General features: G+C 73.1%; 18 protein-coding genes. 13 read left to right on the top strand and 5 right to left on the bottom strand.

Going from position 1 to position 19,829, the window contains the following annotated elements; genetic code table 11:
* Positions 1-46 precede the first annotated feature (46 nt).
* Complete coding sequence (locus ACU436_RS02510; protein ID WP_459021149.1) at positions 47-1,408, bottom strand: Rieske 2Fe-2S domain-containing protein; 1,362 nt, start codon at positions 1,406-1,408, stop codon at positions 47-49.
* Between the two features lie 211 nt (positions 1,409-1,619).
* On the opposite strand from ACU436_RS02510, the gene ACU436_RS02515 reads away from it, so the two are divergent.
* The gene (locus tag ACU436_RS02515) at positions 1,620-3,350 is read left to right on the top strand and encodes a thiamine pyrophosphate-requiring protein (protein WP_459021150.1); all 1,731 of its coding nucleotides are present in this window, start codon (positions 1,620-1,622) and stop codon (positions 3,348-3,350) included.
* Between the two features lie 37 nt (positions 3,351-3,387).
* On the top strand, positions 3,388-4,059 hold the full coding sequence (locus tag ACU436_RS02520) for a GntR family transcriptional regulator (protein WP_459021151.1): 672 nt from the start codon (positions 3,388-3,390) through the stop codon (positions 4,057-4,059).
* A gap of 32 nt (positions 4,060-4,091) precedes the next feature.
* On the opposite strand, the gene ACU436_RS02525 is transcribed toward ACU436_RS02520, so the two are convergent.
* Positions 4,092-4,595, bottom strand: coding sequence for a VOC family protein (locus tag ACU436_RS02525; protein WP_459021153.1), 504 nt, complete (start codon positions 4,593-4,595; stop codon positions 4,092-4,094).
* 25 nt (positions 4,596-4,620) lie between these two features.
* Entirely contained in the window at positions 4,621-5,646 is a 1,026-nt protein-coding gene (locus ACU436_RS02530; RefSeq protein ID WP_459021155.1) for a LysR family transcriptional regulator, read from the bottom strand.
* A 143-nt stretch (positions 5,647-5,789) separates the two neighbouring features.
* On the opposite strand from ACU436_RS02530, the gene ACU436_RS02535 reads away from it, so the two are divergent.
* From ACU436_RS02535 to ACU436_RS02550, 4 genes are all read left to right on the top strand, one after another.
* Positions 5,790-6,317: a VOC family protein gene (locus tag ACU436_RS02535; RefSeq protein ID WP_459021157.1), complete on the top strand. Its 528-nt coding sequence runs from the start codon at positions 5,790-5,792 to the stop codon at positions 6,315-6,317.
* Positions 6,318-6,337: 20 nt separating this feature from the next.
* Positions 6,338-6,598: a hypothetical protein gene (locus tag ACU436_RS02540; RefSeq protein ID WP_459021159.1), complete on the top strand. Its 261-nt coding sequence runs from the start codon at positions 6,338-6,340 to the stop codon at positions 6,596-6,598.
* 202 nt (positions 6,599-6,800) lie between these two features.
* The gene (locus ACU436_RS02545; protein WP_459021161.1) at positions 6,801-8,195 is read left to right on the top strand and encodes a Rieske 2Fe-2S domain-containing protein; all 1,395 of its coding nucleotides are present in this window, start codon (positions 6,801-6,803) and stop codon (positions 8,193-8,195) included.
* Between the two features lie 273 nt (positions 8,196-8,468).
* Entirely contained in the window at positions 8,469-9,971 is a 1,503-nt protein-coding gene (locus tag ACU436_RS02550; protein WP_459021163.1) for an ABC transporter substrate-binding protein, read from the top strand.
* A 100-nt stretch (positions 9,972-10,071) separates the two neighbouring features.
* Here ACU436_RS02550 and ACU436_RS02555 read toward each other — a convergent pair whose 3' ends face one another.
* Both ACU436_RS02555 and ACU436_RS02560 read right to left on the bottom strand, forming a co-directional pair.
* Complete coding sequence (locus tag ACU436_RS02555) at positions 10,072-11,037, bottom strand: asparaginase (protein ID WP_459021165.1); 966 nt, start codon at positions 11,035-11,037, stop codon at positions 10,072-10,074.
* Complete coding sequence (locus ACU436_RS02560; protein WP_459021167.1) at positions 11,037-11,834, bottom strand: IclR family transcriptional regulator; 798 nt, start codon at positions 11,832-11,834, stop codon at positions 11,037-11,039. Before ACU436_RS02560 ends, ACU436_RS02555 begins: the two co-directional genes overlap by 1 nt.
* A gap of 169 nt (positions 11,835-12,003) precedes the next feature.
* Here ACU436_RS02560 and ACU436_RS02565 point away from each other — a divergent pair, with 169 nt between their 5' ends.
* The 7 genes from ACU436_RS02565 to ACU436_RS02595 are packed head-to-tail and all read left to right on the top strand — an operon-like array spanning position 12,004 to position 19,829.
* A complete protein-coding gene (locus tag ACU436_RS02565) occupies positions 12,004-13,008 on the top strand; it encodes an ornithine cyclodeaminase family protein (protein WP_459021169.1) in 1,005 nt (334 codons plus the stop codon).
* Positions 13,005-14,417 (top strand): dihydroorotase, encoded by a 1,413-nt coding sequence (locus tag ACU436_RS02570; protein WP_459021170.1) that lies wholly within the window; start codon positions 13,005-13,007, stop codon positions 14,415-14,417. The genes ACU436_RS02565 and ACU436_RS02570 overlap by 4 nt, the downstream gene beginning before the upstream one ends.
* Positions 14,414-15,730: an MmgE/PrpD family protein gene (locus ACU436_RS02575; protein WP_459021172.1), complete on the top strand. Its 1,317-nt coding sequence runs from the start codon at positions 14,414-14,416 to the stop codon at positions 15,728-15,730. The genes ACU436_RS02570 and ACU436_RS02575 overlap by 4 nt, the downstream gene beginning before the upstream one ends.
* Before the next feature lie 58 nt (positions 15,731-15,788).
* Positions 15,789-16,742 carry a dihydroorotate dehydrogenase gene (locus ACU436_RS02580; protein ID WP_459021174.1) on the top strand — a complete coding sequence of 318 codons (954 nt, stop codon included), beginning with the start codon at positions 15,789-15,791 and terminating at the stop codon, positions 16,740-16,742.
* Between the two features lie 16 nt (positions 16,743-16,758).
* On the top strand, positions 16,759-18,060 hold the full coding sequence (locus ACU436_RS02585) for an MFS transporter (RefSeq protein ID WP_459021176.1): 1,302 nt from the start codon (positions 16,759-16,761) through the stop codon (positions 18,058-18,060).
* Positions 18,061-18,078: 18 nt separating this feature from the next.
* Entirely contained in the window at positions 18,079-18,564 is a 486-nt protein-coding gene (locus ACU436_RS02590; protein WP_459021178.1) for a hypothetical protein, read from the top strand.
* Positions 18,561-19,829, top strand: a complete 1,269-nt coding sequence (locus ACU436_RS02595) for a hydantoinase/carbamoylase family amidase (RefSeq protein WP_459021180.1) — start codon at positions 18,561-18,563, stop codon at positions 19,827-19,829. The genes ACU436_RS02590 and ACU436_RS02595 overlap by 4 nt, the downstream gene beginning before the upstream one ends.

The raw sequence follows: 19,829 nt of genomic DNA on the forward strand, positions 1-19,829 counted from the left end.
GGAGCGGTGCGCACCCGGGGGGAGCCGGGAGCGCACCGCGAGCGCGTCAGTCGCCGGCGATGGGGGTGCGCGTGTTGCCGGGGTCGTACCGCTGGACCATCGGGTCGGCGTCGGTGCCCAGCTCGCGCCAGTCCTCGCCGGCCTCGAGGATCTTCTCCGCGGAGCGGATGCTGCGGTAGTCGAGGTCGGCGTCGACCGCGGGTGGCTCGCCGCCCTCGGCGACCTTCTTCGCGGCGGCGATCAGCAGCCTGCGCATCCGGATGATCGCCTTGTCGGACGTCCCGAGGTGCTCCTGCGAGCGGTCGTAGATCGGGCCCATCGTCTCGGTGACCATGAAGTCCTGGCTGATGAACTCGCGCACGCCCGAGTAGGTGGTGGTGCGCTGTGCGTCGCGGTCGATCCCGTAGTCGTTCTCCAGGGTGTAGCGCCGCGGGATGATCCCGTTGCGGCCCACCTCGGCCGGGCCGAACTCGAACGGGCTCAGCGCGAAGAGGTTCTTGCCCCCGACCTCGGCGATGCCCTCGTTCACCCGCGTGGCGAAGCTGTACCGGTACGTGTTGTGGTCGTCGACCGGCACGAACAGCCCGTGCCCGGTGCTGAACGGCACCGACGCGATCACCGTGTTGTACGGGAAGCAGTACGCGCTCATCCGCACGTGCGTGTGCCCGGCCGGGGTGTCGCGGATGCCGACGTACTTGAACCCGTACCAGGTGTCCTCGATCTCCAGGCGCGGCGCCCGGTCGTGCTTCCAGAACTTCCACGACATCGCGTTCGTGGGGTAGCCGGGCTTGTCGCTGCCGTCGTCCGGGATGTCGTCGACGCCGTTCCACTGGTGCAGCCACGAGATGTGGGAGGTGTCCATGTTGCCCTCCATGGCCTGCATCCAGTTGCAGCTGGTGTGCAACTTGGTGGCCGTGACCTGGTGGGGCTCGAGCGACTCCGTACCGAAGTCGCGGAAGGGCGTCATCTTGTCGGCGGGGCCCATGTAGGTCCACACGATCCCGCCGGACTCGTGCACCGGGTAGGCCTTGGCGCGGACGCGGTCCTTGAAGGTGCTGTTGGGCGGCTCGCTCGGCATGTCGATGCACGCGCCGTCGGCGTCGAACTGCCAGCCGTGGTACGGGCAGCGCAGGCCGCAGGTGCCGTCGGGGCCGAGCTCGTTGCGGCCGTAGTAGAGCGACGCCCCGCGGTGCGGGCAGTTCTCCTGGATCAGCCCGACCTTGCCGTTGACGTCCCGGAAGGCGACGAGGTCCTCACCGAGCAACCGAACGCGCACCGGGTCGCCCGCCGGCGTGGGCAGCTCGCTCACGAGCAACGCGGGAGTCCAGTACCGGCGCAACAGCTCGCCCATCGGCGTGCCCGGTCCCACTCGGGTCAGGAACTCGTTGTCCTGTGCGGAGAGCATCATCGACCTCTCGGGGTGTGGTGGTATGCGGGAGTCAGCTCTTGGCTGTCTCCTTGCGCTGCAGGGGAACGGGCGCGCTGGCTGAACCCATTGACTGACCCCCCTGGCTGCGGGATGAAGGGAACCTTAGCTCCGCAAAACCAAAACCGGCAACCATATTGTCAACAATCTTGGTTATGCGTAGGCTTCACCGGCGCTGATGGCGGAGGTGACCATGGAGCTGCAAGCAGCCGAACCAACAGCGCGTCTCCACCCTGGAGACCAGCGCGCCGAGACCGTGGCGGAGGCCTTCCTCGTAAGGTTGAGACAGCGCGGGGTGGACCGCCTGTTCGTGAACAGCGGCACGGACTTCGCGCCGCTCGTCGAGGCGTACGCCCGACGCCACGAGTCCGAACTGGAACTGCCCGACGTCGTGGTGTGTGCCCACGAGAACGTGGCCGTCTCGATGGCGCACGGGTCCTACCTCGGCGACGGCCGGGTGCAGGCGGTCATGCTGCACACCAGCGTCGGCACCGCGAACGCGGTCTGCGCGATCTTCAACGCCGCGCGCAGCCGGGTGCCGATCCTGCTGACGGCGGGCCGCACCCCGCTGTACGAACACTCCCGGCTCGGCGCCCGCGACGCCCCGATCCACTGGGCCCAGGAGATGTTCGACCAGGCCGGCATGCTGCGCGAGATGGTGGCGTGGGACTACGAGCTGCGCGACGGCGCGCACGTCACCGACGTGGTCGACCGGGCGCTGGACGTGGCGTGCACCGAACCGCGCGGCCCGGTGTACCTCACGCTGCCGCGCGAGGTGCTCGCCGGACCGGTGCCGGGCGCCGAGGCGCGGCCCGTGCCGGCAAGCCCGGCCCCGCCCCACCCCGACCCCACCGCCGTCGCGCGGCTGGCCGACCTCCTCGCGGGCGCCCGGTTCCCGGTGATCGTCACCTCCGACGCGGGCGCCGACCAGGACGCGGTCGCGCTGCTCGACGAGGTCTCCCGGCGGTTCGGCATCGCCGTCGTCGAGCAGGGGCCGCGCCACGTCAACCTCCCGGCCGACCACCCGCTGCACGCCGGCTACTCCGTCGACGCCGTGCTGGGCGAGGCCGACGTGCTCTGCGTGCTCGACCTGGACGTGCCGTGGATCCCGGGCAACACGACCCCGCGGGACGACGCCGTGGTCGTCCAGTGCGGGCCGGACCCGCACTTCAGCCGCTACCCGATGCGCACCCACCATGCGGACCTGTCCATCACCACGACCTCCTCGGCGCTCCTCGGCGCGCTCGCCTCCGCGCTCGACGCGCGCGCCGTCGACCCCGGCCGGGCCGACCGCCTGGCGGCACGGGTGAGCGGCTGGCGTGCCCGCAGGGCACGCGTCCTCGAGGACGAGGCGGACGCCGAGGGCCCGATCACGAAGACGGCCCTGTGCGCCGCCCTGGCCCGGGTCCGGCCACCCGACGCCGTCGTCGTCAACGAGTACTGGGCGTCGGCGGAGCTGGTCGGGTCCACCCGGCCCGGCACCTGGTACGGCACCCCACCCGCCGGCGGCCTCGGCTGGGGGCTACCGGCCGCGCTCGGCGTGCAGATGGCCCGGCCGGACGCCACGGTGATCGCGGCCGTCGGCGACGGCGCCTACCTGTTCGCGAACCCGGCCGCCTGCCACCACGCGATGGCGATGCACGGGCTGCCCGTCCTCACCATCGTGTGCACCAACGCGCACTGGGGCGCGGTGCAGGGCTCCACCCTGCGCATGTACCCCGTCGGCCACACCGCCACCGGAGCCTCGCTGTCCCCCCTCGCCCAGCTCGGCCCGGTGCCGGACTTCGCCGCGTACGCCGAGGCCTCCGGCGGCCTCGGCCTGCGGGTCGGGCAGCGCGCGCAGCTCGCACCCGCCCTCGAGCAGGCCATGCGCACGGTCCGCGACGAGCGCAGGCCCGCGCTGGTCGACGTGCGGTGCGTGTAAGGGTTACCGGGATCCCGACCGGCGCGAGAGGAACTCCATGGCGGCTGATGGGGAGACGGCCCCCAGCGAGGCGGTTGCCGAGGTGGTGTCAGCCGTGCGCGACGGCATCATGCAGGGCAGGTACGCCCCGGGCCAGCGGCTGCCCGAGGCCGACCTCGTCTCGCTGTACCAGGCCTCGCGCGGCACCGTCCGCACCGCCCTCGCGCAGCTGGAGAACGAGGGCATCGTGCAACGCGAACGCAACCGCGGCGCACGGGTACGCCCCATCTCGCTCGAGGAGGCCGTGGAGATCACCGAGACCCGCGCGGTCGTCGAGGGGCTCTGCGCGGCCAAGGCCGCCGAGCGCGCCACGGAGGGCGACCGCGCGCGCCTGAGGCAGCTGGGCGAGCAGATGCGCACCGCCGTCGAGGGCGCCGACATCCCGACCTACAGCCGGACGAACCAGCTCGTCCACCGGGCCGTGCGGGAGATCTCCGCCCACCAGACCGCGGGCCTGATGCTCGACCGCCTGCGCACCCAGAGCGTGCGCTACCACTTCCGGGTGGCGCTGCTACCCGGCCGCCCCTCCGTCGGGCTCAAGGAGCACCTCGGCGTCATCGAGGCCGTCTGCTCCGGGGACCCGGACGTCGCCGAGCAGACGATGCGCACCCACCTGCTCAGCGTGGTCGGCGCCCTGCGGGAGCTCGCCACGAGCCAGACCCGCTGGTGACCGGCGCCGCGGCGGTCTCCCGATCGGGGACGTCACCCCGGCGTCGCCGAGGAGCGCAGCGCCTGGTCCAGCGTCGAGAAGATCACGTCCGAACCGCCTTCCCAGTGCGGTGCCGGATCCGGCTGGCCGGGCGCGGGTGCCCACAGCCACCAGATGTTCTGCCAGGGATCTAGGGTCCGGCCGAGCGTCGTCCCACCGTAGAACGGGGTCGCCTCCGTGACCGTGGTGGCGCCTCGGGCGGTGGCCCGTTCCAGCACCGTCGCCACGTCCCGGACCCACACCTGCAGCAGCCCTGGGCGGGCCGGCCAGCCGTCGAGCCGGTCGGCCACCATCAGATCGACGGTGCCCAGCCTGAGCTCGGAGTGGATCAGCTTGCCGTCCGGCATCGGGGTCCTGGCCTCGACCGTCTCGGGGGCGCCGAAGACCTCGGACACGAAGGTGATCAGGCCGGCGGCGTCGTCGACGATCACGAACGGGTTGAGCACGGCGCCGGCGCCGGGAACGGAGTCGGCGGGGTGCAGGATCTCGTTGTCCACACCCGAACCGTGACATGCGTTCCGGTCAGTTGCTGACCGTTGTGACGCCCCCGAGGGAGCCCTGGATCCGCGGTGGTCGGGCGTCCACCTCCGGCCGGCCCGGCGCGCCGGGCTCGTCCCGCGCCGCGCGCTCGACGATCCCGCGGAACCAGCGGTGCCCGGGGTCGGTGTCGTGGCGGATGTGCCACCAGAGCCGGATCTCGAGCGGTTCGAGGGGGCGGGGGCAGTCCACGATCCGCAGCGGCAGGAAGCGCGAGCACGCCGCGGCGAGCCGCCCCTGCATGAGCGCCACGCGGTCGGTCGAGGCCACGAGGTAGGGCACCGCGTGGAAGCTGTCCACGCGCACCGCGACCCGCGGCCGCACGCCGAGCCGGGCGAACTGCCTGCTCACCGGCACCATCGAGGGGAACGTCGCGTCGTCGTGGTAGGGCACCACCCAGGTGGCGTCCGCCAGCTCGTCCATGTCGGCGACGTCGCCGCCGAACCGCGTGTTGCCCGCAGCGACGACGCACACCCACCGGTCCTCGAAGAGCGGGCTCGAGCACATCTCGGGGATCAGGAACCGGCTGGTCGGATGGGAGACGACGCAGTCGGCCACCTGGATCGTGTGCCCGATGTGCGCGGAGAGTGCCTCCCGCACGAGCACGACGTTCAGGCGCGCGCCCGGCGCCTCCTCGTTCATCAGCCCGGCGAGCCGCTCCCCCATCACCGTGATCGCGAAGTCGGACATGACGATCTCGAACTCGCGGCGCGTCGTCGTCGGGTCGAACCCCGAGCCCGTGGCGATGAGCCGCTCGACGCCCTCGCACACCGCCTCGACCTGGTCGACGAGCTGGAAGGCGAGCGCGGACAGCTCGTACTTCCCGCCGCGGCGCACGAGCAGGTCGTCGTCGAAGTAGCGGCGGAGGCGGGAGAGCGCGGCGCTCGCCGCGGGCTGGGACACGCCCACCCGCTTCGCCGCACGCGTCACGTTGCGTTCGCGGAGGAGCTCGCGCAGCACGACGAGCAGGTTGAGATCGAGCCGCGTGAGGCGCGACGTTGCGGACTTCACCCGCTCATGGAAACGCAGTGACCGGGCGGCCGCCACCCCTTCGCCCACCACCCGGCCGATTGGTGATCATCAGCGACCGCGATGCGGGGGCAGAAGCAATCGTTGTTTCCCGCGGTCGTCGAGGGCGTTTACCATCCCTGCGGATGGGGATCCACCGCTTGAACCACGCCGTGATCTACGTGCGTGATGTCGACCGCAGTGTGGCGTTCTACCGCGACCTGCTGGGATTCACCGTGCAGATGGAGCGGCCCGGACGGGCCGCCTTCCTGCAGGCACCCGACTCCACCAACGACCACGACATCGGCCTGTTCGCCATCGGCGACGACGCGGTCGACTCCCCGGCGGGGCGCGGAGCGGTCGGGCTGTACCACCTCGGCTGGGAGGTGGGCACCCTCGCCGAGCTCGAGGAGCTCGCGGGCACCCTCGCCGCCGCGGGCGCGTACGCCGGCGCCACCGACCACGGCACCTCCAAGAGCGTCTACGCGAAGGACCCGGACGGGCTGGAGTTCGAGGTCGCCTGGCTCGTCCCCGCCGACCTGCTGGACGACGCCGCGTTCGAGCAGCGGACGCAGCGCGGCCGGCCGCTGGACATCACGATGGAGAAGGCCCGGTACGGGCCGACGACGCGGGGCGGGATCGGTGTGTCGACCGCCGCCGCGCCCGTGCCCTGAACGCTGCCGATGGAGGAGACATGTGGTTGGTGACCGGCATCGACGAGGAACACCGGTTCCCCGACTGGCGGGAGGCGGCCGGCTTCTACCGGCAGATCGTCGGGGACTGGGTCACCGCCCACGGGCCGGGCGGCGCCCCGGTGGCGGTCCTCGACGACCTCCGCCAGGGCGGCTCCCACGAGATCGAGTTCCCGGCCGCGGACGACGGCGGGGGGCGGGCGACGTTCCGCCTCGTCTGGGACCCCGCCGGCGGCCGGACCGACCACTTCGTGGCCTGCTGACCGGGCCATCACCGGTGCTGATGGCCCGGTAGAAACAATCGGAGTTTCGTCCAGGGCCGGTGTCGACGATAACGTCGATGCCGGCCCGCACAATTGCGCAGAACTTCGGCGCGGTGCCTGGAATGATCATCTCGATTCGATCCGGCGCCGGCGGTCGTCATCATACGGCGGCAGCTCCGGCGCGGGGTGTGGAGGGCGGACGATGCTGTCCCAGCAGGACAACGAGATTCTCACCCGAGTCGGTCCCGGCACCCCGATGGGGGAACTCCTCCGGCGTTACTGGACACCCGCCCTGCTCTCCAGCGAAATACCGGAACCCGGCGGTGACCCGGTCCGGGTGCGGCTGCTGTGCGAGGACCTCGTGGCCTTTCGCGACCTGAACGGCCGCCTCGGGCTGATCCAGGAGAACTGCCCGCACCGCGGCGCGTCCCTGTTCTACGGCCGCAACGAGGGCGCCGTCACCGCGCCCGCCACGCCCGGCCCCGGGATCTGCGGCCTGCGCTGCCCGTACCACGGCTGGCAGTTCGACGCCGACGGCGCGTGCATCGACATGCCGAGCGAGCCGCCCAACAGCACCTTCAAGGACCGCGTCCGCGCCAAGGCCTACCCGGTGCACGAGTCCGGCGGGATCGTGTGGACCTACATGGGCCCCGCCGACACCATGACGCCCTTCCGCGACTTCGGCACCGAGACCCTCCCCGCGGAACGGCAGCTCGCCACGAAGCTCGGGTCGGCGTGCAACTGGGTGCAGACGCTGGAGGGCAACGTCGACACCGCCCACATCTCGTGGCTGCACATGTTCGACGCCGCCGACGTGATTCCGGACGACGGCTCGGACAAACCCGGATATCCCAGCAACGCGATGACGTGGAAGTTCTGGATCCACGACCGTGCGCCCCGGCTGGAAGTGCAGGACACCTGGTACGGATTCCGCTACGCGGGCCTGCGCACCACACCGAACGAGCACACGAACGTCCGGATCACCGAGTACATCTTCCCCTACAGCACGATCATCGCCGCGGTCCCGTTCAACACCCGGCACCTCATGGTCGTCCCCGCCGACGACCACAACTGCTGGCGCTACACGTTCAACGTGCACACCGACGCGAACCCGCAGGGCTACGGTGGCGCGCCGCTGCACAGCTTCAGCCCGTTCGAGACCCCGTTCACCCGGCAGGTCGGCGGGATCACGCCCCGCGAGTACGTCGAGGACAACACGTACCTGATCGACCGCGACGTCCAGCGCAGCGAGACGTTCAGCGGGATCCGCGACTTCGTCAGCCAGGACCTGATGGTCACCGAGTCGATGGGCCCGATCTACGACCGCTCGCAGGAACGGCTGGGCACGATCGACAAGGCGATCATCAAGATGCGGTCGCTGCTCATCCGGGCGGCCAAGGGCCTCACGGCCGACGGCACGGTCCCGCCCGCGCTCGCCGGCCCGGACCACGACTTCACCAGGTTGCGCGGGGCGGACAAGATCCTCTCCGACGGTGAGGACTGGCGCTACCTGGGCACCGACGACGACCCGGTCGTCCAGGAGGCCGAGGCGTTCCAGCGGGGGGAGCAGGCGAAGCAACCGGCAGCGGGCGAGTAGGCCGTGCGCCCGCCCGCCGCGGCGGCCCGGGTCCCAGTGGCCCCCACCGGAAGTACGGCACGCAGCTCGACGGCCCAGCTTCCCGCTGGCCGCACCGGCGAACCGGCCGAGTATGTCCAATACGAGGCCGGCCCGCCGGCACACCCAGCGGAAACCTGGATCCGCCGATCTACGCACCGATACTTCCGGCGGCGACCACTGGCGGCCCTGGTCGCGGCGATCGGCCTGCTCGCGCTCGCCGCCTGCGGGGCGGCGGAGGTCCGAACCGACGGGGTGCAGATCCAGGCCGTCAACGCGTACGGCGGGGATCTCGCGGCCGAGGGCACTCCGAAGCCCGGCGGCACCGTGGCGATCGGGATGGACCGCGAGCCCTCGAGCTTCGACCCCACGGTCCAGAACGCCAACCCGGCCGCCTTCGCCGTCTACGACACGCTGATGCGGCTCACGCCGGAGGGGAAGACGGCGCCCTACCTGGCGGAGTCGATGGACACCGCGGACGGCGGCCTCACCTGGCGGATGAAGCTCCGGCCCGGGGTGACGTTCTCCGACGGCACCGACCTCGACGCCGAGGCCGTCGTCGTCAACGTCCAGCGCCACATCGACGCGCCGTCCACACCGGCCCGCACGGCGGCGCAGAGCATCGCCTCGATGCGGGTCGTGGACCCGCTCACCGTCGAGTTCGCGCTCAAGTCCCCGCTGGGGGCGTTCCCCGCCGTCTTCGCGCAGCCGATCTTCGCCGGCAGCCTGGGCATGATCATCTCGCCGGCGGCGCTGCAGCAGTACGGGGACACGATCGGAGAGCATCCGGTCGGGGCGGGCCCGTTCAGGTTCGTCGAGTGGATCCGGGACTCGCGGATCGTGCTGGAACGCAACCCGACCTACTGGCAGCAGGGCAAGCCCTACCTGGACGGGCTCGAGTACCGGCCGCTCTCGGACACCGAGAGCCGGTACGCGTCGATCCAGAACGGCGACGTCGACGTCATCCTCGCCGCCTACAACCAGGAGCTCGTACGGGCGCTGCAGGACCCGAACCTCCGGGTGTACTACGGGCCGGGCGACAGTGGTGAGCTGCTGTACTTCAACTTCAGCCGGGCACCGTTCGACGACCGCCGGATGCGTGAGGCGGTGGTCCGCGCGCTCGACATGCGGGCCCTGTCCGCGAGCCTGTACAACAACCAGCTCGTCACGGCACAGAGCCTGTTCGGGGAGAGCAGCCCCTACCACTCGCAACAGGCGACGGAGGCGTGGCCCGCGTTCGACCAGGACAGGGCGCGTCAGCTCGTCGACGAGTACCGCGCCGAAGGCGGCAGCACCACGATCTCGCTGAAGACGACCACCGCGCGAGGGCAGTTCGGCGAGTTCGTCCAGGCGCAGCTCGCCGCGGTGGGGATCACGGTCGACGTGGAGCTCTTCGACCTTGCGCAGTACTCCGCGGAGGTCGTGCAGAGCGGCGACTTCGACCTCACCACCACGGTCAGCTCGTTCGACACCCCCTTCCCACCGGTCCAGCGGCTGCTCGGCACGGGCGGGAGCGCGGGCTACGGCAAGTACTCGAACCCTCAGGTCGACTCGCTGCTCGCCGAGGCGGCGAGCACCACCGACGAGGCCCGGCGCGCCGCCGCCTACCAGCAGGTCGAGCTGATCGTGAACCAGGATCTCGCGGTCTGCTGGCTGAGCCGCGCGTACCTCGCCACCGTCACGCGCACCCACGTGAAGGGGGTCGACCGCTACCCCGGCCGCGACATGTTCTACGCGACGTTGTGGCGCGACGGCTGATCGACCGGCGGGCCTCCGCGGGCACTTCACACATCCAAGGTTGGGCTCCACACAAGTCCGGCCTTGGTGAAGCCCATCGTGGGTGTGTGAAGTCGGCCGGCTAGAAGAGCTCGTCCGCCGGGATGCCGGCCGACAGGCCGAACAGCAGTCTTAGCCTCGCCTTCGGTGCCGTCAGGCTCCCGGCGAACAGCAGGCCCGCCTTCCGGAGCTCGATCTCCGAGCCGGCGCCGCCGTAGGTGCGCGCGAGCAGCGCGCCGTCCGGGCAGCGGCTGGTGACGACGACGGGACGGCCGGACCCGGCGACCCGGATCAGCGACTCGCCGAGGGCGGGCGAGACGTGCCCGCCGCCGAGCGCGGCCACGACCACGCCGTCGGCCTCCGCCGCGGCGGCCTCGACCCAGGACCCGTCGACCTCGGTGGCGGTCGGCACGATGGCGACGCGACGGTCGGGTGCGGCCGTGCGCGGGAGGCGGTCCGGCGTGGGCGGCGGGCCGAGCAGGAGCTCGAGCCGGTCCTCGACTACGGACCCCACCGGTCCCGCCGCCGGGGACGCGAACGCGGCGATGCGGGTGCCGTGGACCTTGGTCACCAGGCGGGCGACGTGGACCTCGTCGGAGAACACGACGACCGGGCCGTAGCCGGCCAGCACCGGCTCCGCCGCGGCGACGAGGGCCGCCCGCACGTTCGCGGGGCCGTCCGGGCCGGCGAGGTGCGCCGCGCGCATCGCGCCGGTGACGACCACCGGCACCGTGGTCTCGACCAGCAGGCCCAGCGCGTAGACCGTCTCCTCGAGGGTGTCGGTGCCGTGCGTGACGACGACCCCGTCGCGGCCCGCCGCGATCTCGGCGCGGACGGCGCCGGCGAGCGTCCAGAGGTCGTCGAGCGTCATCGCCCGCGAGGAGCGGCGCAGCACGTCCCTCGGGTGGACCTCGACCCCGGCCGGCGCGGCACCGTCGGTGGGCGCCAGGTCGTCCGCCCCGCGGTGCGTCCTGGCCCCGGACTCGGACGCGATCGCCGCGATCGTGCCGCCGGTGCCGAGCAGGCCCACCGACCGCACGGGCGGCATCAGGCCGGGCTCTCGGACAGTTCGCGCCGCGCCGAGCCGAGCTCGGCGGAAAGGGCCTCCGCCGCGCGCAGCACCGCCCGGGTGGCCCGTTCCCGCACCGCGGGGTCGGCGACCCTCGGTCCGGGAGCGGTGATCGTGACGCTGGAGGTCACGCGGTCCGCGCTGTCGCGGATCGGCGCCGACACGGCCCAGGCGTTCGGGTCCAGCTCGTTGTCGCACACCGCGTAGCCCTGCGCGCGGACCTCCCGGAACACCTGCATCACGTCGTCGACGTCGCGGGGCGTGCCCTCGGTGTAGCCGGTGAGCGGCGCGGACCCGGTCAGCAGGGTCCGGGCGACCTCCTCGTCCACGTGGGCGAGGATCGCCCGGCTGGACGCCGCGGCGTGCAGCGGCATCTCCTGGCCGATGCGGACGAACAGCCGCAACGCGTGCTCGGCCTCGACGATCGACACGCACACCGGGACGTCGCCGACGAGCTCGGTGAGGAACGCGGTCTCCCCCGTCTCCGCGGCCGCCTCCACCAGGGCCGGCGGGGGCTGGATGAGCCGGGCGCTCGGGGGGCCGGTGCCGCCGCCGAGGGCACGCGCCGCCCTTCCGAGGAAGTAGCGCTTGGTCACCGGGGACCGGCGCAGGTAGTCGCTCTGGCCGAGCGTGGTCAGGATCCGGTGCAGGCTCCCGAGCGGGATCTCGAGCTCGTCGTGCAGCTCCTGCAGGGTGCGGCCGCCGCGCGCCGAGGCGACCGCGTTCAGCACTTCGACGGCGCGGACGACCACTTCTACCGGCTTGGCCACGCCCATCGACCAGCTCCTCCCCTTCAGCGGCGGTCCGTACCCGCCCACTGTAAACACGCCCGGCGCCCGGGCCGGGCCCCGCCGCGCACTCCTTGACAACGGCGTGCGCGGCTCCCATGCTCGACCCTCTACGGCAAACTGGAAAGATGTTTTCACTTTTTGCGAGGGAGCGCACGTGCCGCGGATCATCGACGACACCGTCGTCGACAGGGTGCTACCCCCGGTCGTGGCGGTCGCCGCGGTGGAGACGACGTTCGACCTCCTCGCGACCGGCACGGCGCACGACCGGCCCCGCGAACGCAGCTCGGCGGGCGGCGTCACGCTCAACGTGATGTCCGCCATCGCGCCGACCCTCGACGCGGTGGTCGTGAAGTCCTACCCGGTGACGCGCTCCGGCACGAACCGCGCGAGCGTGATCACGATCCTGGTCTACGGCCACCGCACCGGTGAGCTGCGCGCGCTGCTGCAGGGCGACCTGCTCGGCCGCCGCCGGACGGCGGCGGCATCGGCCGTGGCCACCAGGGCGATGGCGCGCCCGGAGAGCTCCACCGTCTGCCTGTTCGGCACCGGCTACCAGGCACCGGCGCAGGTCACCGCGCTGGCCGAGGTACTGCCGAAGCTCGACACGGTCCTGGTCGTCGGCCGGACCGCCGAGCGGGCCGAGGCCACCGCCCGGGTCCTGCGCGACGCACATCCCCGGCTGCGGGTGGAAGCCGGGACGAGCCCCGAGCGGGCGGTGCCGCGGGCCGACGTCGTGGTCACGGCGACCGGGGCGAGCGAGCCGCTCTTCGACGGGGCCCTGCTGCGCCCGGGCACCCACGTCAACGCCGTCGGCAGCAACGCCGCCGGGCGCCGCGAGCTGGACGCCACGGTGTTCCGGCGGGCGGCGCACGTCGTCGTCGACTCGGTCGAGGTCGCCCGCAACGAGTGCGGCGACCTGCTGGCCAACGGGCTCGACCCGGCGGCCGCGACCGCGTTCGCCTCGGTGCACGCCGGCCACGTCCCGGGCCGCAGCGGCCCGGACGACATCACCGTCTTCGAGTCGCACGGCCTCGCCCTGCAGGACCTGGTCTGCGCCGTGCGGGTGATCGACGCGGCGGCCGCCGCGCACCTCGGCACCGCCCTCCACCCCGGGAGCTGGGCGCCCCTACCCACCGACGTTCGAGGAGCGAACGAGTGAGACTGCACCTGACCAACGGCCGGCTCGTCACCCCGAGCGGCCTGCTGCACGCCGACCTCCTGTGCGAGAACGGCGTCATCGCCGGCATCCTCGACACCGGCGCCCGGGTCGAGGCCGACGAGCGGTACGACGCCGCGGGCAAGCTCGTCCTCCCCGGCTTCATCGACCCGCACGTCCACTCGCGCGATCCCGGCCTGACGCAGAAGGAGGACTTCGACCACTCCACGCGCGGCGCGCTCACCGGCGGCGTGACCACCGTGCTGGAGATGCCCAACGCGATCCCGCCGGTGGACTCGCTCGAGGTGTTCGAGCAGCGGCGCGCCCAGCACGAGGCGTCGGCGTGGACCGACTTCGGGCTGTGGGGCCTCGCGCTCGGCGAGCCGAACCTCGACCAGATCGGCCCCCTGTTCGCCGCGGGCGCGGTGGCCGTCAAGCTCTTCTGGGGATACGCGCTGCACCGCGAGACCCGGTCCCTGGTCTACAACCTCGGCGACGAGCCGCCGGAGAACCTGCTGATGCCGCCGCCGAACGGGCAGGTCATGCAGCTGTTCGAGGAGGTGGCGCGGCACGGCGGGCTGCTGGCGGCGCACTGCGAGGACAAGGACGTGCTCGCCACCAGCCAGGAACGGCTCGGGCACCCGATCGAGACCTACGAGGACCTGCTGGCCGCCCGGCCCGCGGCCGCCGAGGCCACCACGATCGCGATCGCCACGGAGTTCGCCAAGGCCACCGGGTGCCACTTCCACGTCGTGCACCTGGCCTCGCAGGCGGGGCTGGAGGCGGTGCGGTCCGCGCAGTCCCGTGGCGTGCGGCTCACCGCGGAGACCTGCCCGCAGTACCTCACGCTGACCGACGCCGACTACCCCCGCGTCGGCCCGGTGATGAAGGTGTACCCGCCGGTGCGCGAGCAGCGCGACCAGGACGCCCTCTGGGCCGGGGTGAACGAGGGCACGCTGGTCTCGCTGGGCTCCGACCACGCGCCCCACACGGTCGAGGAGAAGAGCCGCGGGTTCGAGACGCAGCCGGCCGGGGCGGTCGGGTGCGAGACGTTCGGCCCGGTGCTGATCGACGCACTGCTGCGCGGCAAGACCACCGCGACCCGGTTCGCCGAGGTCACCGCCACCGAGACGGCCAAGCTCTACGGCCTCTACCCGCGCAAGGGCGTCATCCGTCCGGGCAGCGACGCGGACCTGGTGGTCGTCGACCCCGAGGCGCGGCGGACGGTGCGCAACGAGGAGCTGATCGCCAAGCAGCCGGTGAGCCCGTGGAACGGGTTCGAGCTGCGCGGGGCTCCGGTCGCCACCGTGCTGCGCGGCGAGGTCGTGGTGCGCGACCGCGAGATCGTGGCACCGCGGCAGGGCCGGTTCGTGGCCGCCGACCGCAGCGCGGGAGCGGAGGTCGACGGGTGACCGACGCCCGGGAGCTCGCGGACGGCCTGACCGCGGCGATCACCGAGGCCGTCCGCCTCCACCCCGGCCCGCTCCGGGAGCCGGTGCGCCGGCACGCGCTCCACGTCGTCGCGGACACGGTCGGGGTGAGCCTCGGCGGCGGGCGCACCCCGGAGATGACCCGCCTGCGCGAGACCCAGCTCCCCGGCGCGACGGCATCGGGCGCGACGGTGCTCGCGCCCGGTGCCGCGCCCACCACCGCGGAGGAGGCGGCCTTCCTCAACGCCACCGCCGGCTCGTTCCTCGAGCTCGACGAGGGGATGCGCCCGACCGGCCACCCCGGCATGCACATCGTGCCGGCGGCCCTCGCGGCGGCCGAGGTCGCGCACCGCACGGGCGCGGAGCTGCTCACCGCGGTCGTCGCGGGCTACGAGGTCGCCGCGCGCCTGCTCACCGCGTTCCGGCTCACGCCGCCGACGCACCCGCACGGTCACCTCGCGGGGGTGGGCGCCGCGGTTGCGGTGGCGCTGCTGCTCGAGGAGGACCCGCACGCCGTCGCCGCGATCGCCGCGACGACGCCGACCGTCCCGGTGTGGAACGCCTGCTACGAGGGGGCCACCGCGCGCAACACCGCGATGGGCCTCGCCGCGCAGAACGCGCTGCGCGCCGTCCGGCTGCACCGGGCGGGCTTCCGCGGCTCGCCGGAGTCCGTCGGCGCCCTGTTCGGGCAGGTGGCCGGGCAGGTCGTGGCGGCGGACGCGCTCACCGCCGAGCTCGACGCGGACCGTCCGGCCATCATGCGCAACTACTTCAAGCGGCACAGCGCCTGCGCGCTCACCCACGGCGCGGTCGACGCCGTGCTGTCCCTGCCGCCCGTGCCCGTGGACGAGATCTCCGCGGTGGAGGTGCGCACGGTGGCGAACAACCTGAAGCTGGACCGGCAGGCCGCACCGAACGACCTGTCCTCCCGGTTCTCGCTGCCCTACGCCGTGGCGGCGACGCTGCTCACGCGGGCCTCGCAGGTGAGCACCTTCGACTACCGGCCTCCCGTCGCCGAGCTGGCCCGGCGGGTCCGGGTCACGGTGGACCCCGGGCTCGAGCAGCAGTGGCCGCACCACTCGCCCACCCATGTCGTGGTGCACGCCGGGGAGCGCCTGGAGGCGTCGGTGGCCGACCCGCGCGGCCACCACCACGACCCGCTGACCGCCGACGAGCTGCGCGCGAAGTTCCTCGCCCTCGCCGGCGAGCCGGGGCCGCGGCTGTGGGACGGGCTCCTCGGGCTCGACCGGGAGCCCGACGTGACCCGGGTCCTCGCGCCGCTCCGCGGAGCTTGACAGCACCCCGAGCAGGGTGCAGGCTCTCCCACTTCCATGCTGGAAAGAGGTTTCCACTATGTCCGGTCTCGTCGACGGAGCCGTCGGGGGCGTGACCGCGCCCGCACGGCCGGTCGATCTGTCCGTGCGGCTGGGAGACCTCGTGCTCGCCAACCCGGTGATGCCGGCCTCCGGGTGCTTCGGACCGGAGCTGGCCGACCTGGTGCCGGTGCACCGGCTCGGCGCCGTCGTCACGAAGACGGTCTTCGCGCAGGCGCGGCCGGGCAACCGCGCCCACCGGCTGGGCGAGAGCGCGCACGGCATGCTCAACAGCGTGGGGATCCCCAGCCGGGGCGCGCGGGAGTTCGCCCGGTCCGGGCTGCCGGCCTACCAGCGCCTCGGGGCGCCGGTGGTGGTGAGCATCGGTGGCCTGTCGGAGGGCGAGTACTTCGACGTCGCCGAGGAGCTCTCCGGTGCGGAGCACGCGGCGGTCGAGGTGAACGTCTCCTGCCCCAACCTGGAGCACGGCGGACGCACCCTCGGATCCGACGTCTCCGCGGTGCGGCGCGTCGTCGCCGGCGTCGTCGCCCGCACCCGGGTGCCGGTGCTGGTGAAGCTCAGCCCGGACCTGGCCTCGATCGACTCCGCCGCGCGGGCCGCCGAGGACGCGGGCGCGACCGCGGTCACCGTGTGCAACAGCTTCCCCAGCCTCGCCGTCGCCGCGCCGACCCGGCGCGCCACGCTCGGCAACGGCACCGGGGGCCTGTCCGGCCCGGCCATCAAGCCGCTGGCACTGCGGCTGGTCTGGCAGGCCGCGCAGGCCGTGACCATCCCGGTCGTCGGCTGCGGCGGCATCGGCACGGCGCGCGACGTGGCGGAGTTCCTCGTCGCGGGGGCGAGCGCCGTCCAGATCGGGACGGCGAACTTCGCCCGGCCGTTCGTGATGACCGAGATCGTCCGCGAGCTCCCCGTACTGGCGGACGAGCTCGGGGTCACGCGCCTCACCGACCTTGTGGGAACCCTCTCCTTCTGACGACAGGAACCGCCTCATGGGCCTTGACGACCGCACCGAGAACCGCGCGGAGGACCGCGTCGCGGACCACCCAGCCGCGCCCGCCCCGAGCGGGGTGGACGCCGAGCGCGTCACGCCGTACGGCCGCAAGGCGGTCTTCGCCGCCACGCTCGGCTACGCGATGGACGGGTTCGACCTGCAGATCCTCGGCTTCGCGCTGCCCGCGATCACCCTGAGCCTCGGGCTCTCCACCACCGAGGCCGGCTGGCTCGCGACGATCACGCTCATCGGCACGGTCGCCGGTGCGATGGTCTTCGGGACGCTCGCCGACAAGTACGGCCGCGTCAAGATGCTCACCTACTCGATCGTGCTGTTCGCCGTGTTCACGGCGTTGACCGCCCTGTCGCAGGGCTTCGTCGAGATGGCGATCTTCCGGTTCATCGCGGGCACCGGCATCGGCGGTGAGTTCGGCATCGGCATGGCGCTGGCCGCCGAGGCGTTCCCCGCGCTCAAGCGGGCCAGGGCGACGTCCGTGGTGGGCGTCGGCTTCCAGCTCGGCGTGCTGTTCGCGGCGATCATCTCGGCCCCGGTGATCACGTTCTGGGGTTGGCGCGGCCTGTTCGTCATCGGGATCTTCCCCGCCGTCATCGCGGCCGTCTTCCGGTCGCGCCTGCACGAGCCCGAGGCGTTCGTCAGGCAGAAGGCTGCGGCCGCCGTGACGAAGCAGCCGAACCCGTTCCGGCTGCTGGTCGCCGACCGCCGGACCGCGCGGACCAGCCTCGGCATCGTGATCATCTGCTCGATCCAGAACTTCGGCTACTACGGCATCATGACCTGGCTGCCGACCTACCTGTCGAAGCAGATCGGGCTGAGCCTCACCGCGTCCGCGACGTGGACGGCGGTGACGATCGGCGGGATGATCTTCGGGATCCTGCTGTTCGGGCAGCTCGCCGACCGCATCGGCAGGCGGCGCGCCTTCTGGATCTTCCAGGCGGGCGCCTGCCTCGCCCTGTTCGGCTACGCCCAGCTCACCGCACCCCTGGCCGTGCTCGCGGGCGGGGCCGTGATGGGGATCTTCGCCAACGGCATGCTGGGCGGCTACGGGGCCATCATCGCCGAGAGCTACCCGACGGCGGCGCGCGCGACGGCCCAGAACGTGCTGTTCGGCATCGGCCGCGGCGTGGGCGGGTTCGCCCCGATCGTCGTCGCCCTGCTGGCCGCCTCGACCGGCTTCGCCACCGCGCTGAGCTTCCTCGCACTGATCTACATCGTCGACATGGCGGCCATGTTCCTGATCCCGGAACGGGCGGCCGAAGAGCTCGACACCACCGCGCGCTGAGCGCCGGAGGAGGACACCATGGCAACAACCGCTCATTCCGCCGTGATCGCCGCGCTGCGCGCGGTCGGCGTCGCGCCGGACGCGTACGGCCCCACGCTCAACACCGCGCAGTCGCCGCGGGACGTCGACGTCCTCGGCAAGGGCCTGGCCGAGGAGATCCGCGCGGTCGCCGCGCCGGCCGCCGTGGTCGTCTGGGACACGAGCGACGACGCGGTCCTCGCCCACGTCGTCGCCCGGTACCTCGACATCGGTGTGGTGCGCGCGCACGAGGTCGAGGGGCTGCTCGGGGCCAGCCCGGACATCGCGGCCGGGGTCCCGGTCGCCCTGCTCGCCACGCAGTGGGGCGAGCGGCGGCTGGCCAGCCTGCGCAAGCTCGTCGCGAACCGCGGCGGGCAGACCGTCGCGGTGGCGGCCGCGCTCACCTCCCCGGCGCTCACCGCCGTGACGGACGTGCCCACCGCCGCGCTGGCGGGCTCCGACGAGGTGCCGGGCGTGCCTTCGTGACCGCGACCGCCCACGACGCGCTCGTGGCCGACCCCGGCCGGCTCCGGGCGCTGCTCGACCGGTTCGCCGGACTCTCCGAGCCGGACTCGGGCCCGGGCGTGACCCGCCTCGCCTACACGCGCCTCGAGCGGGAGGCGCACGGGGTGTTCGCCGCGCACATGACCGGGCTGGGCGCCGCGGTGCGGACCGACGCGGCCGGCAACACGCTCGCCGAGCTGCCGGGAACCGACCCCGCAGCCGGCGCCGTCGGCACCGGCTCGCACCTGGACAGCGTGCCGAACGGCGGCCGGTTCGACGGCATCGTGGGCGTCGCCGCCGCGATGGAGACCGCCCGGCTCGTCACCGCCCACGGGATCGCGCACCGGCACCCGCTGCGGTTCGTCGTGTTCGCCGCCGAGGAGGGCGCCCGCTTCGGCCAGGCCTGCACCGGCAGCCGGATCGCGGCGGGCCTGACCGGGCCGGACGACCTGCCCGGGAAGCGGGACGCCGAGGGCGTCTCGCTCGCCGACGCGATGTCCGGTGTCGGCCTCGACCCCGCCCGCGTGGGCGAGGCCCGCTGGGACCCGGCCGGCTGGGCGGCGTTCGTCGAGCTGCACATCGAGCAGGGCGCCGTGCTGGAGTCCACGGGACGGCGGATCGGCGTCGTCGACACGATCTCGGGCAGCACCCGGCTGCGGATCGACCTCGAAGGGCGGGCGTCGCACAGCGGCGGCACCCCCATGCACCTGCGCGCCGACGCCGCCGCGGCGGCCGCCGAGATCGTGCTGCTCGTCGAGTCGGTGGCGCTGCGGGCCGCCGCGTGGGGGACCCGCGCGACCGTCGGGCGGATCGACGTCACGCCCGGGTCGATGACGACGATCGCCGGCGGCGCCGGCCTGTGGGTGGACGTCCGCGGGCTGGACCGCGACCGGCAGCACCGCGCCGCCACCGAGATCGTCGAGAGCGCCGCGGCCGCCTGCGCCCGGCGGGGCGTGCGGTGCACGACCACCCCCCTCGCGGAGACGCCGCCGGTGCCGCTGCCGGCGGGCGTGCGCGACACGCTCGTGGCCGCGTGCGCGGACCTCGGGCCGGAACCGACCGTCCTGCCCAGCGGGGCGAGCCACGACGCGCAGCAGATCAACGAGGTCACCCCGACCGGCATGATCTTCATCCCGAGCCGGGACGGCATCAGCCACGACCCCGCCGAGGACACCGACATCGACGACGTCGCGCTCGGCACCACCGCGCTGACCGCGAGCCTGCTGCGCCTCGACGGCGAGCTCTAG

The sequence above is a fragment of the Pseudonocardia wallangbongensis genome, assembly GCF_054486945.1.